Origin of the sequence: Neoalteromonas arenosi (assembly GCF_030362855.1) — a bacterium.
Lineage (GTDB): Bacteria > Pseudomonadota > Gammaproteobacteria > Enterobacterales > Alteromonadaceae > Alteromonas_E > Alteromonas_E arenosi.
The window spans coordinates 265403-279538 of record NZ_JAUCBP010000002.1 but is presented as its reverse complement, the minus strand read 5'-3'; the positions used below and the strand labels follow the sequence as shown (position 1 = coordinate 279538).

Sequence of the window (14136 nt, the reverse complement as noted above, 5' to 3'; positions counted from 1 at the left end):
TGCGGTTTGTACTCATCAATACTGCTCAATCAGTTTCTCAATCGACTGGTCAATAAAGTGCTGGGGCAGCATGTGACCATTTTCACTTTACACCGAGCTGTTGGTGAGCACGGATTGACAGGCACTGCCCCGGATTTGTTACGGACTTTTCTGGAAAGCTTAATAAAAGCGGGTGTGGCTTTTATCAGCATTGACGATCTGATCAAAAGACGCTCTACCTTACCTACAGATCAAGTTTTCGTCTGTTTCACAATTGATGACGGTTATGCCGACCAAGTCACAGAGCTTGTACCTATTCTTCTGGAATACCATGTCCAGCCCACGTTATTTATTATTACCAGCTTAGTAGATACAGGTATTTTGCCTTGGGATGCCCGCATTGCCGCGGCAGTTAAAGCGTCGACACTTGAAACGTTTGCACTGAGTGATTTAGGTGTGCCCGGTGGGAATCAAAAGCCGTATACCGACAAGCGACTATTTCGTAGACAAATTTCTGAGTACGCTAAGAAGCTTCAGCCACAACAGCGCGAAGACTTCGTACAACGATGTGTTACCCGTCTTAGCTCTGATGCAGATTGCCAAGAGCAGGTCAATAAAGGCTATAAACCCACTTCGTGGCAAGCGTTACAAGCATTGGAGAAAAGCGGACTCAATATTGGTTCGCACACACACTCCCATCAACCTTTATCCACCTTGGGTGAGAGTCAAATAGAAAGTGAAATGACCGTCGCAAAGGGCTTGATAGAAAAGTATTTTGCGAGCCCCTCAAAAACAATCTGTTATCCGGTGGGTATGGCGGAAGACTTTGACCAGCGTTGTCAGACGATTGCGCAGAATTTAGGCTACCATGGCGGTGTCACTGCAATTTCAGGTTATACGACAGTAAAGACACTGAACGAGAATCCGTTTACTATTCCACGCTTTAGTTTTCCGACTGATATGCAAAATGCTTGTCGATACGTTTCATGGCTGGAAAAGTTGCGCCCATCAAATAAGATCGATTAATAAAGGGCTGTTAGCGCCCTTTACCAAATAGCACCACTTCCACGGTGCGGACTAGAATGAGCATATCAAGTAGAAGACTTTGATGCTTAACGTAATACAAATCAAACTTAAGCTTTTCCAGTGAGTCCTCAACACTCGCTCCATAGGGGTAATTCAACTGCGCCCATCCGGCTAAGCCAGGCTTTACGTTGTGACGCTGATTGTAATAGGGCACTTCTTTGACTAACTGCTCAACAAATTCGGGGCGCTCAGGACGAGGACCAATAAACGACATCTCGCCTTTAAAGACATTAAATAGCTGCGGCAATTCATCGATCCGATATTTGCGAATAAAAGCGCCAATTCGAGTGACTCGGGAATCATTTTTGGTCGCCCATTTAGCGCCGTCTTTCTCGGCATCAGGCCGCATACTGCGGAACTTCATTATTGAAAATAACTTGCCGTTTAAACCAACCCGCTCTTGCCGATACAACACAGAAGTGCCTGTGCGACGACCATCGTCAAAATAGATAATTAACGCAGTGATAAGCATGAATGGCCAGACGAAAAATAGTACACAGAACGCCATCAATGCATTGAGAGAATAATCGAGTGCGTCGCGTAAATAGTTTTGCGAATGAAAACCGTTGGAATAGATTACCCAGCTCGGGTACATCAAATTAACAACAATTTGCCCTGTCTCACGCTCCATAAAATCCAGAAGGTCCGTCACCTCGATACCGCGTAATCGGCAGTCGAATAAAACCTCAACAGGTAACGTGCCACGGCGCTGATCACATGCAATGACGATCTCTTCAATATCGTTTTCAATCATAAAAGTACGAAAGCGTTCGTCGACTTTAACGTGAATAATCTTTTCGTTGACAATCCCCGCCTCACGGTTGTCACCAGGAATTGGCACAAAACCGACTAATTCAAATCCTAAGCGATCAACATCACGACGCATGCGCTTTTCAATAATAGACGCACGCTCACCCGCTCCAAGCACAATGATACGCGTCCGACCAAGACCCAATAAGCCCAAGCGATTGGTGAAATAACGGAAGAAGACAAGTGTAACAATGCTAATTGATATAGCACTGGGCAAGTAGTACGGGTGCATATTCAACGTACTAAAGAACGCCCCGGTCGTAACTTCGACAATAAAATAAGTCAACGCAAAGCTGACAAAAATACGCCTAATAATGCCGCGGAATGTCTCGCGCAGTTTAGCTTCATATAACCCAACTGATAGCGAGCATATCAATGCACTGCCGGTTATTAACATAACGTTGACGATCAAGGTCTCGACTTTGGGCGCAGCCATGATATCTAAATAAGTAAGAAAAAAACTGGCAATGTACGTTGTATACGCGATCAGCAGTGCTTCAGTGATCACCAAGGCGTTAGAACGTTTATTTTGCCTATTCTTGGGTGCCGGCATTTAAAAATTCCAGATAAAAATCAACACAATTGCCATATGATAAACAAACTAATTGATATAGACTACGAAACAGTCAAATAAAATTGAGATTTCGTTGTTAATACTCGTGCTCTCATTAAGCTATGTGATAAACATTTCTGGAAGAAATTATGAAGAAGATCACTCATTTTAGATACTTAATTATTTGCACCATGGTTTTATTGTTCGCTGGATGCAGTAGTTCCACCCTGCCTCAGGCAACGCCAAGGGCTTCACTAACTACTGATGTGAACAATTATCAGTATCTAATCGGTCCCGGTGACAACCTCACTATCTTCGTTTGGCGTAACCCAGAAATATCCGGCAGTTTCATCGTTCGACCCGATGGAAAAGTAACTACGTCATTAGTCGAAGATATTGTAGTAGCCGGTAAAACCCCCACTATGTTAGCGCGAGAGTTGGAAGAAGCACTATCTACCTACATCAACTCGCCAAGAGTTACAGTTAGTGTAAATAATTTCTCGGGTCCTTTTAGCGAGCAAGTTCGAGTCATCGGCGAAGCGACAAATCCTCGCTCGGTAAACTACACCCAACACATGACATTGCTAGACCTGATGATTCAAGTAGGCGGGTTAACCGAGTTCGCAGATGGCAATGGTGCAAAATTAGTCAGAGTCGTCAATGGTCAACAAGAGGTGTACGAAATTGACATTGATGACCTAATTCGCAAAGGTGATATTTCCAAAAACACCGATATTTTACCAGGCGATATCGTGATTATCCCTGAAGCTTGGTACTAGTAGTTAGGGTATAGCATGCAGGATTTAAAAGGCACTTTCGACGAATTGTTCGATTATGTGCGCGGAATTTGGATTAAGAAACGCTATGTAATGATCACCAGTTGGCTGATTATTCCAATTGGTTTGCTCTATGTGGCTGCGATGCCTGATGTATATCAGTCACAAGCACGAGTATTCGTCGATACGCGATCATTATTGCAACCCGTATTGCGTGGCTTGGCATTTGAAACCAACCCTCAGCAAGAAATTGCAATGATGGTGCAAACCCTGCTCAGTCGTGACAACGTTGAGAAAATTGCCCGCGGAGCTGATTTGGATATCACGGCAACAACGGATGCTGAGTATAGTGCCTTAATTGACCGTCTAACGAACAATATCAAACTGATTTCTACCGGGCGAGAAAATCTGTACACCATCTCCTATACACATGAAAATGCCGTAGTTGCACGAACAGTTGTGCAGGAAACGCTAGACTTGTTTGTTGAAGGTGCATTAGGTGAATCGCGTGCCGACTCTAATACCGCAACGCGATTCTTAGATGAACAGATCGTCGATTATGAAAACCGCCTGACACAAGCCGAACAACAACTGGCAGACTTTCAGCGTAAGTATGCAGAATTGCTACCTGTCGCAGGCTCCTTTTATCAGAACTTGCAAGGTCTTAGAAACCAGAAAGACCAAACACAGTTGCAAATCCGTGAGTTAGAGCAGCAGCGTGCTACATTCCTAGAACAACTTGAAGCGCGCCAAGCCGCTGCACAAAATGGTGACGTTCAGAGCGGCAGCGATCTTGCGATTACGACCCGTTACGACGATCGCATTAGAGCGCTAGAATCCAAATTAGACGATTTGCGTTTGCGCTTCACTGATCAACATCCTGATGTGATTGAGACAACTAAGATTCTTGACAACCTCTTGCAAGTGCGGGAAGAGGAAATCCAACAGTACTTGGCATCACAGCAAACCTCTGGCTCTGGTACCGGAGAGCTGAGTCAGTTAGGCATGACCATTCGCAGCGAAATCAGCCGAATCGAGGGTGAAATTGCGTCCTTGCGCGTAAGAGAACAGGATTTCGATGATAAGATAGAAGAGCTTAGAGCTAAGATTGATTTAGTGCCGCAAATTGAAGCTGAGCAAACCGCTTTAAATCGTGATTACGGTATTTTAAAACAAAAATATCTAGAACTATTATCTCGTAAAGAAGCCGCTGAACTATCACAGCGCGCAGATGTTTCCAGTGAAGACTTTCAGTTTCGCATTATCGAACCACCGATGGCTCCTAATAAACCCGCGGGGCCGAACCGCTTGATATTTTACACCTTAGTGGTTTTAGTGGGCTTCCTGGCGGGCGCTGGTATTGCCTTCTTTATTAGCCAATTAACACCATTACTTATACGCGGAACACAGCTCGCAAATGAAACGGGTTACCCTGTTTTAGGTGCAGTGAGTCACATTGATGTAAGGTCATTAAAACGCACGGCGCGTGTTCGCTTGCTGGTGTTTTTATGCTCTTCCGGTGTACTGTTATGTTTTTATGGTGTCCTCATGGCCGCAGAGATCATGGACATTGACTTGCTCGGGAGGTTCATCTAATGAGTACTATAGAGCGCGCACTCAGTAAGCAAAAGAAAAACCAAAAAGTCGCCCCTGAGTCCTCGTCAACTGAGCCAGTTGATAGCGTAGAGCAGGCCGATGAGACGGCTACCACCTCAGCACCTGTGGTAAAAGAGACATCCACACCTGCGGTTGAGCAAAGCGATAATTCGCATAAAAAAGAGCTTTACATTGACGTTGAAGACTTGGAAGAGCGAGGTTTCGTTTCAATCGATGCCAGCCGGCGCAGAATTAATGAAGAATATCGAGCGATCAAGCGCAAACTATTGAAGAATGCATTCGGTCCATTGGCCGAAACCCTCACTAACCCTAATATCATAATGGTTAGTAGTGCCAAACCCGGTGAGGGTAAAACCTTCACCGCGATTAATCTAGCGCTAAGTATTGCCGCTGAAAAAGATAAAACTGTGTTGTTAGTCGACGCTGATGTATTGCGCCCGAATGTCTCTAAAACACTAAAAATCAAGACTGATGATGGCTTGATGGAGTATCTCTTGGATGAAAAAGAAGATATCTCTGAGGTGATGTACAACACGAATATCGACAAACTAAGAATAATACCGGCTGGAAAGAGCCATCACTTGTCGACCGAATTATTAGCCAGCGGAAAAATGCAGGATACTATCGATGAGATTGCAAACCGCTATCCAGATCGGATAGTAATCATCGACACGCCACCGTTGATCGGTATTAACGAAACGGCGATCCTGACTAACTTCGCGGGACAAGCAGTCGTTGTTACCGTAGAAGGTCGGTCTAAGATGGTCGATATTCGCAATGCTGTAGGCCAGCTTAATCCGGATATGGCGATTGGTTTCATCGTCAATAAAGCACAATTGTCAGTTGACGATGAAGCAGGTTACTACGGTTATTATTACGCATCTAAGGACTAAGCAAGGAAGTATTCTGTGAAGCAAGCACTGACGTTGGTTGCACTGTCTGTTCTCGCACATACTGCGAATGCTGATTTTACATTTTCACCCGCACTAGAAGTGGGATACGTTAATCAGAACGCAAAAAGTCAAACGACAGATAGAATAAATTTGGAGTCAATATCAATCGACCCAAGTCTTGTGGTTAATTACAACTCTAGACATTTCGACGCCCAATGGATTGGACGCAATCAATACTTAATTCGTTCTGGGAACGGCGATTCATTTGAAGACAGTTTTCCAGAATACAGCTACGTGGGCGAGCTTGATGTCATCGATAACGTATTAACCATTAATGCTAATGGTGCGCTAAACTACCGCAATATTGAACCTTCGAGCTATTTGGTTAGTGATAGGTTCCTCGACCCTGATTTACTCTCCAAAAACCGTAATAACAATATACGAGCAACAGTGACATTAAACCGACTACCTTTTGTTGAGTTTAACGGTTCTGTTGGTTTTACAGATCTCGATTCAGAGCAACAGAATTTTTCTCAGAACAACCTAGACGCCGAAACTTTTAGTTTCAATTCGCGCATATCACAAGGCTCGGGCTTTAAAAACTTTGTATTCAATGTTGATTCGTCGTTTGAAACTACCGATAGCACTTCAGATACCCAACAAACGCGAGGTCGAGCGACTAACTTTGACTCCCGCACGGTTGATGCCAATGTCGTATATCGACTTATCGGCGATTTTGGTTTGTCAGCTAGAGCGCGGTTAGAAGCTAACAAATACGATGGCATTACAGGGTCTAATTCGTCGTTTAGTTATGATAGCTATGGTCTCGGGGTTGCATATTTCTTATCGCCAAACCGCTCTATTTCAATTACGGCTAACGTTTCGGATGAGGACGATGCTGAAAGTGAAAGCTTTATTGGTGTCGATTTAGCATGGGCATTTTCAGCTCGCTCTCGAATTAGTGCGAACTATGGCCGTCGTTTTTTTGGTGAAAGTGGTAATCTGCAGTTTTCGTACAATACCAAGTCATTGCGGACACGATTGCAATATAGCGAACGTTTGACTACCTTTTCCCGGCTGGTCAGCGATATTGAATCTCAAGGCTTATTTGTTTGTGACTCAGATAATATTGAAATAGGTGAGTGTTTCCAGCCAAGTAGCTTAAATCCTCAATTGGAACCTGGGCAAACCTTTGTCGAGTTTAGCGAACAAGTTGTTGATATCACCGAAGAGCCAATCTTAAATAAATCGACTACAGCGTCATTGGGTTATTCAAATGGGCGTTTATCAACCACGGTTGAATTTCGCTATACCAATCCCGAGTACCTAGCGCGTCAGCGCGAACAAATTAACTATCTGACTAACTGGGTCATTAATTGGGATCTGGGGCCGCGCACTGACTTGCGAACTCAACTGAGCTATTCTGAAAATTACCAGCAAAGTGCAGTTGAGAGGCAAGACTTCGAAGATACTATTATCCGCGTATCCTCAGCGGTTCGATACCGAGTCAATCAAGACCTGTCAACGGAACTTGAGCTGAGAGTATTGGATCGCGATTCAAATATCACAGGACGCGTTATCAGAGATCGACGTGTGAGTTTTACATTGCGCTACGACTTCTAGTCGTCATCCTTCATACGGATATAAGTCTTATACTTCTTCTTGAGAAGCTTATCGATGTATTGGGTAAGCTTCACCTTATGACTAATTGCACTGTCAAGCGCATCAACTAGCTCATTGAGCATTGTCTTGTAGTACTCCACATCCCGTATCTCCGTGCCTGTATCAGTCATACCATGACTGGCGACCTCTTCTTTCACAGATTTCGGTAACTGTGGCTCGGGAGTAAACATTTCTTCTTTGACTTCGCTAACTACAGCTTCAACTGCTGCTTCATCTAGGTGTTCAAGCTCTTCCAAGAATCCATATAATAATACTCGATCCATAAGCGTATTTATTTTCCGCGGAACCCCTGTAGTAAATTCGTGAATGCGTTGATAGGCCTCATCGGAAAATAATGAGGAGCCATTCCATCCGGCATTGTGCATCCGGTACTCAATATATTCGCGTACTTCTTCTACAGAAAGCGGAGCTAAGTGACATGAAGCCACTATACGTTGTCGAAACTGCTCCATATTGGGCGCACGTAGTATAGGTTGTAACTCCTCCTGCCCGAGTAAAAAGCTTTGTAACAAGGGTTTGCCGTCTTGCTGGAAATTCGACAACATGCGTAATTCTTCAATGGTTTCTAGCGGTAGGTTTTGCGCTTCATCAACCAGCAGAAGAGCGCGTTTACCCTGCTTACTCAAACCGAATAAGTATGCTTCCAACGCCTCTAACAAATCTGTTTTGGTCTTATTCGCAACATCAATTTCAAACTTGGAAGCGACCATTTTTACTAATTCATCGGGATTTAACTTAGGTGTGACGATTTGTGCTGCAACAATGTCATCCTCTATATCAGCCAATAAACTGTTTGCTATGGTCGTCTTACCCGTTCCAATACCGCCGGTGATAACAATAAACCCTTCCGCTTGAGACAATCCATACTGCAAGTAGGACATCGCGCGCTTATGCCACTTACTGGCGAAGAAAAACGTCGGATCAGGCGTTAACTGAAAAGGTTTTGAAGTTAATCCGTAATGAGATTCGTACATCGCGATCCACAGGCTAGAATTCAATAAAAATGAAGCGCTAGCTTACAAGCCTAGCGCACTATTAGCAAACGTTACACGGTAATGTCGACCTAACTCTGCTCGACAATTTGTTTAATTATCGCGGTGGTCGATACACCGTCTTTAAACACCAATACTTGCACGTCACCACCATTGGCAATGACTTCTTTACCGCCAGCAATTTGTTCAATGCTGTAGTCGCCACCTTTCACTAAGGTGTTAGGTAAAACCTCGCTAATCAAGCGTTGCGGGGTGTCCTCGCTAAAGGGCACGACCCAATCAACAGACGCTAGGCCGGCGAGTACCGCCATGCGTCTTTCAACAGAGTTTATCGGCCTACCTTTGCCTTTTAGCTTGCGCACAGAGGCATCAGTATTCACCGCGACGACGAGTCTGTCCCCCAGCTGAGCCGCCTGCTCTAAATAAGCCACATGTCCAGCGTGCAGTATGTCAAAACAACCATTCGTCATCACCACCCGCTCACCGCGACGTTGCGCCTCTTTAACCATCTGTACCAGCTGCTCTTCACTCATAACACCACCGTCAGGATGGTGTTCGTGTCGTAACGCTAGCGCTAACTCGGTGCTTGTTACTGTTGAGGTACCTAATTTACCAACCACAATACTTGCAGCAATATTTGCCAAAACACACGACTGAGAAAGTTCTACCCCAGCAGCAAGACAGCTGGCGATAGTCGATACCACAGTATCACCAGCACCGGTGACATCATAAACTTCGCGTGCTTTTGCTGGTAAATGGGTGGGAGTGCCAGCCTGACTAAATAATGACATCCCCTGCTCTGAACGCGTTAACAACAGCGCATCTAATTGCAAGGCGTCGCGTAAAGCTACCGCACTCTGTTCGAGCTCATTTTCTGTACTAAACGCTGCTGCTACGGCTTCAAACTCTGCCATATTGGGCGTAATTAATGTTGCACCGGCATACTTATCGAACTCTGTCCCCTTGGGGTCAACAATCACTGGTATGTTTTGAGATTTGGCGGCTTGAATAAGTAATTGTGGGTCACTCAAACAGCCTTTTGCGTAGTCTGAGAGTACGACGACATCAACCTGTGCAAGTGCATCAGTATACCTGTGCAGCAACTCGGTTTTGTCAACTGGACCAAAGTCACGTTCGAAATCCAATCGCAATAACTGTTGATTACGACTGATAACCCGCAACTTAGTTATAGTGTCATACCCATCTACAGAGACAAATTGACAATCTACATCACTTGCCTCTAAACGATCTTGCAAGGCTTGCGCAGCATCGTCTTTGCCTGTTAATCCAATTAAGGTCACTTTAGCGCCCAAGGTGGCAGCATTGATGGCTACGTTTGCGGCACCGCCTGGACGATCCTCTGTGCCGCCTACTTTAACAACAGGTACGGGAGCTTCGGGTGAGATGCGCGCCGTGGAGCCTTTCCAGTAGCGATCAAGCATAAGATCGCCGACGATTAAAATTTGGGCTTGACTAAAATCGGGTAAATTCATAGGTTACTTGCATAAAAACTGCGTGGTGCAAGTATACCAGTGAACCAAGAAAAATCAGCTAGCAATACGCAACCAAAACATTGGCACCTGTACATCATCGAGAACCGGCTGGGCCAATTTTATACGGGCATTACAACAGATGTTGAACGACGCTTGGCAGAACACAGTAACAGCGCAGCCAAGGGTGCTAAAGCATTGCGTGGCAAAGGTCCCTTGATATTGCGTTTTGTATTTGCGGTAGGATCAAAATCAGCCGCGGCTTCACTTGAATATTGGGTCAAACAACAAAGTCGCCGCACTAAGCTAGCAATCATTGACGGTTCACTTCCACTTCCTAGTGATCTCTCTTAGATGTGACTCAAGACGCCGAGCACGATTAACGCTACACCTACACTCAGGATAAACTGAATAGCCGCAACGCCGATATTGTGTTGCTGATCGACTTCCTGCCGCCAATCTATGCCGGCCAACACGATGCGCTTGGCGACATTCACAGTAATAAAAAGTCCCAGTGCAAGCGAGAAACTGGTAAACAACCAGCCCGTCAAATTACTCACGTAAGTGTGCGGATCATAGGACAATATACTGGCACCACTGGATACTACCAACGCGGTTCCCAATAAACTGCCGGCATGCTCAATGGCCAGCGCGATCTGGCCTTTGCCAAGAATTTTTTGCAACGAATCATTCTGGTTATCACTCGCAAAGCGCATTTCGTATAACCGCGTAATCATGAGTTGAACCACCAAAACCACGCTGAAACCACTAAAGACAGCAACTATCGCATTGAGGTCAGTCCCTTCTACCCAAACTAACATACTGCGTAAAATTATCGCACTGGCAATGGCGCTAGCGGCATCGACCAATGCGATACTGACATTTTTATCTTGGATCATTGCATCCGTGTCGACCCGATGTAACACCAATTTATCGTGTGCGAAACGGCCAAATTTAACTAAGACTATGCTAATTAAGCCAAACACAACCATGCCGAGTGCGGCTTCCTCATACCCTTCCCCTGCGTGGCGACCAACAACCGCCCCAAGGACGATTAATAGTGACAACATGCGACCTGCAACACTAATACCAAACGCAAAATTGTCACGCGAACCTAACTCTTCGGTAACGTTGATATCACTGACACGTCCGGAGACCCAACGTACGACCAGTAATAGGAGCAGGGTAATCGCGATATCAATTGATAAATAGACCCAAAGGTCGTGCGGTAAAGGATTTAGTTTAACCAGTGTTTCCATGTATTTTCCTTGCGGCAGCTAGCATCTGATAGTCGCTAAATGCTATCGTTCATCATTGATTTTGTTTATCGTCACGTGCGCAACGCCATAGCATTTAAATTATCATGCCAGTCAGCTTCATAAAAGACACTCATTTAGCCGCTCAATCGGAAGCCGATCGCCAATGGTTGGTGCAAACCATCGCTTGTTCTGAAAAATCGCAATGTGATCTTGCACCAATCATTGATTTATTTGCACTTAGTCCATACGCGCGAAGAGTTTGCCAGCAATACGCTGAAGTGCTCGACTTTTTGGTAGAGCACCATCTCAGCATGACCAGCAATGATAATCCAGAAGGTTTCTTGGACGACATTCGAACGACTATTGCCCCGCGTGTAGCGGGCCTAACGAATGAAGTTGAGACCATGCGTCATTTACGTATTATCAGACATAGTTTTGCTGCCGTAATTATCTATCGCGACTTTATACTCAAGCAGCCAATACAGGATTCTTTAGAACAAGTATCCGAGCTGGCAGACAGCTTGATAACTGCAGCTTACGACTGGCAATACCAACAACTAACCGAGCGTTACGGAACTCCACAAGGTGCTCATGGCCCGCAGCCGATGTGTATTTTAGCGATGGGTAAACTTGGTGGTCGCGAGCTTAACTTTTCGTCTGATATCGATTTGATTTTTGCCTATCCAGCAAAGGGAGAAACATCGGGTGGACGCAAGGTAGTCGAGAATCAGCAATTTTTCACACGCTTGGCCCAAAAACTGATCCACCTACTGGATACAGTAACTGCTGATGGGTTTGTGTATCGGGTAGATATGCGGTTACGTCCGTTTGGCGAAAGCGGTCCTCTGGTCGCAAACTTTTCCGCGTTGGAAGATTACTATCAAGAGCAAGGGCGGGATTGGGAGCGTTACGCAATGCTCAAAGCACGCGTGCTTAACTCCGCTAGCACCTACACAGAACAACTGCAAAAAATGCTCAAGCCTTTCGTTTATCGTCGCTATGTTGATTTCACGGCACTTGAATCCCTGCGTACGATGAAACAGCTCATTGAAACTGAGGTCCGCCGTAAACGCTTAAAGAACAATATCAAGCTAGGTGCTGGGGGCATCCGAGAAGTTGAGTTTTTTGTCCAAAGCATGCAAGTTATTCACGCGGGCAAACACCCATTATTGCAAACGGCCTCTTTAATCCAAGCGTTTAATGGGCTTGTAAACACTGAGTTATTAGACTCTGAAACAGCCAACAGTTTAATGAGTGACTACTACAGATTGCGCAAAGTCGAACACTGTATCCAGCAGATTGATGACCAGCAAACTCAGCAACTGCCCGATGATGCAATTAATCAAGATAGGCTTTGTCACTTAATGGCCTGCCCAGACTGGAACAGCCTTTTAGATATCGTTCATCGTAGCTTAGAACGCGTTCATGCATATTTCGCTGATTTAATTGCTGCCCCGGAACAGGAGATTGATCAAGCGGATCCGCTCTATACCCTTGCTGAAGACATGTGGACGCTCTCGTTGGACAGCGATGAATGGCAATCCATGGTCGCAAACCACATCAGCTGTGTAGACTTTGACCTGCTTTATATCGACATAAGTCAATTAAAACAACGCATTGCCAAACAGCCTATTGGTCAACGCGGGCATAGAACACTTAGCCGCCTGCTTCCTGCGATATTGTTTGATTTACTCAACTTTAACAATCCGCAATTACGCCTAGCACATATTGCCCCCACCCTTATTAGTATCACTGGCCGAACAGCATACTTGGACCTTTTGCTTGAAAACCATCAGGCGCGTACTCAATTGCTGGAATTAACTGCTAAAAGCGATTGGATAGCAGAACAAATCGCGCGCTTCCCGCTGTTACTAGATGAACTGTTAGACCCGGTGTATCTTACCACCCAGCTTACCGATATTGAGGCGATTCGGGTCGACTTAAAAGGTCAGCTGCAACAATCGTTGCTGCGCATAGAACCAACCGATTTAGAAGCTCTCATGAATGCATGGCGCCAATTTAAGCTCTGCCAGCAGTTGATCATTGGCGCAGCAGACTTGTGTGATACGCTCGCTACTAACTTTGTCAGTGATCATCTTACGGCTCTTGCGGAAGTTATACTCGACAGTGCTATATGTGCGGCATGGCGAGACATCAGTGTGCGCTTTGGCGAGCCTCAAGGTAAAACAATTGCCGACAGTGGTTTATTGGTGGTCGCTTATGGCAAATTCGGTGGTCTTGAGCTTGGCTATGGCTCCGATCTTGACTTGGTCTTTTTACACGACGCCGATCGCAATACGATGACAAACGGTGAAAAGTCCGTCAGTGCGAGTCAGTTTTATGCCAAGGTGGTACAACGCGTAATGCATATGTTGTCGACACCAATGCAACTGGGAAAAGCGTATGATATCGATTTGCGCTTGAGACCCGACGGTAATTCCGGGTTGCTGTGCAGTAACATAGTCAGCTTTGCAGACTATCAAGCCAACAATGCCTGGACATGGGAGCACCAAGCCTTAGTGCGAGCCCGTCCTGTATGGGGACAAATGGAGTTGCAGAAACGCTTTAATAGTATCCGTCATGAAGTGTTAGCCATTCCACGCGACTTGGCTTCGCTACGCCGAGATGTTGTCGACATGCGCGTTAAGATGCGCCAACATTTGTTAAAACAGGCCCCCGATGCCGTTGATTTAAAGCAAGCAGAAGGCGGAATTACCGATATTGAGTTTTTGGTGCAGTATTGGGTATTGGGGTATGCAAATACCCATGCTGGCCTGACGCAATGGCCTGACAACTTAAGAATTTTAGACGCTCTGGCTACGACAGCGTTAGTGACTGAAACCGATGTGATGAAACTGCAAAATGCTTACTTGAGCATGCGCCAAGCAATCCATGAAGGCAATCTACAAAACCTTGCGTTAGTTGCCGACACTGAACAGTTACACCAACTGCGCCAGTACGTTAAACAGGTGTTTAGCCAACATTTAGAACTTTAGAA

General features: G+C 45.4%; 11 protein-coding genes. 7 read left to right on the top strand and 4 right to left on the bottom strand.

From position 1 onward, the window contains the following. Window positions 1-6: 6 nt before the first annotated feature. Entirely contained in the window at window positions 7-1005 is a 999-nt protein-coding gene (locus tag QTP81_RS03250; RefSeq protein ID WP_289363696.1) for a polysaccharide deacetylase family protein, read from the top strand. A gap of 10 nt (window positions 1006-1015) precedes the next feature. On the opposite strand, the gene QTP81_RS03245 is transcribed toward QTP81_RS03250, so the two are convergent. After that, on the bottom strand, window positions 1016-2428 hold the full coding sequence (locus QTP81_RS03245) for a TIGR03013 family XrtA/PEP-CTERM system glycosyltransferase (protein WP_289363694.1): 1413 nt from the start codon (window positions 2426-2428) through the stop codon (window positions 1016-1018). Between the two features lie 149 nt (window positions 2429-2577). On the opposite strand from QTP81_RS03245, the gene QTP81_RS03240 reads away from it, so the two are divergent. The 4 genes from QTP81_RS03240 to QTP81_RS03225 are packed head-to-tail and all read left to right on the top strand — an operon-like array spanning window position 2578 to window position 7337. Beyond that, window positions 2578-3207, top strand: coding sequence for an XrtA/PEP-CTERM system exopolysaccharide export protein (locus tag QTP81_RS03240; protein ID WP_289363692.1), 630 nt, complete (start codon window positions 2578-2580; stop codon window positions 3205-3207). Window positions 3208-3222: 15 nt separating this feature from the next. After that, a complete protein-coding gene (locus tag QTP81_RS03235) occupies window positions 3223-4800 on the top strand; it encodes an XrtA system polysaccharide chain length determinant (RefSeq protein WP_289363690.1) in 1578 nt (525 codons plus the stop codon). After that, window positions 4800-5714, top strand: coding sequence for an XrtA-associated tyrosine autokinase (locus QTP81_RS03230; RefSeq protein ID WP_289363689.1), 915 nt, complete (start codon window positions 4800-4802; stop codon window positions 5712-5714). The genes QTP81_RS03235 and QTP81_RS03230 overlap by 1 nt, the downstream gene beginning before the upstream one ends. A 15-nt stretch (window positions 5715-5729) precedes the next feature. Beyond that, window positions 5730-7337, top strand: coding sequence for a TIGR03016 family PEP-CTERM system-associated outer membrane protein (locus tag QTP81_RS03225; RefSeq protein WP_289363688.1), 1608 nt, complete (start codon window positions 5730-5732; stop codon window positions 7335-7337). On the opposite strand, the gene QTP81_RS03220 is transcribed toward QTP81_RS03225, so the two are convergent. Together QTP81_RS03220 and hldE are read right to left on the bottom strand one after the other, a co-directional pair. Further along, a complete protein-coding gene (locus QTP81_RS03220) occupies window positions 7334-8371 on the bottom strand; it encodes an XrtA/PEP-CTERM system-associated ATPase (RefSeq protein WP_289363687.1) in 1038 nt (345 codons plus the stop codon). The genes QTP81_RS03225 and QTP81_RS03220 overlap by 4 nt on opposite strands. Window positions 8372-8460: 89 nt before the next feature. Beyond that, the gene (gene hldE / locus QTP81_RS03215) at window positions 8461-9882 is read right to left on the bottom strand and encodes a bifunctional D-glycero-beta-D-manno-heptose-7-phosphate kinase/D-glycero-beta-D-manno-heptose 1-phosphate adenylyltransferase HldE (RefSeq protein WP_289363686.1); all 1422 of its coding nucleotides are present in this window, start codon (window positions 9880-9882) and stop codon (window positions 8461-8463) included. Between the two features lie 39 nt (window positions 9883-9921). Here hldE and QTP81_RS03210 point away from each other — a divergent pair, with 39 nt between their 5' ends. After that, the gene (locus QTP81_RS03210) at window positions 9922-10233 is read left to right on the top strand and encodes a GIY-YIG nuclease family protein (RefSeq protein ID WP_289363685.1); all 312 of its coding nucleotides are present in this window, start codon (window positions 9922-9924) and stop codon (window positions 10231-10233) included. Here QTP81_RS03210 and QTP81_RS03205 read toward each other — a convergent pair. Further along, a complete protein-coding gene (locus tag QTP81_RS03205; RefSeq protein WP_289363684.1) occupies window positions 10230-11138 on the bottom strand; it encodes a DUF350 domain-containing protein in 909 nt (302 codons plus the stop codon). The genes QTP81_RS03210 and QTP81_RS03205 overlap by 4 nt on opposite strands. A 104-nt stretch (window positions 11139-11242) precedes the next feature. Between QTP81_RS03205 and glnE the strand changes: the two genes are divergently transcribed. Beyond that, a complete protein-coding gene (glnE, locus tag QTP81_RS03200) occupies window positions 11243-14134 on the top strand; it encodes a bifunctional [glutamate--ammonia ligase]-adenylyl-L-tyrosine phosphorylase/[glutamate--ammonia-ligase] adenylyltransferase (protein ID WP_289363683.1) in 2892 nt (963 codons plus the stop codon). Window positions 14135-14136: the final 2 nt, after the last annotated feature.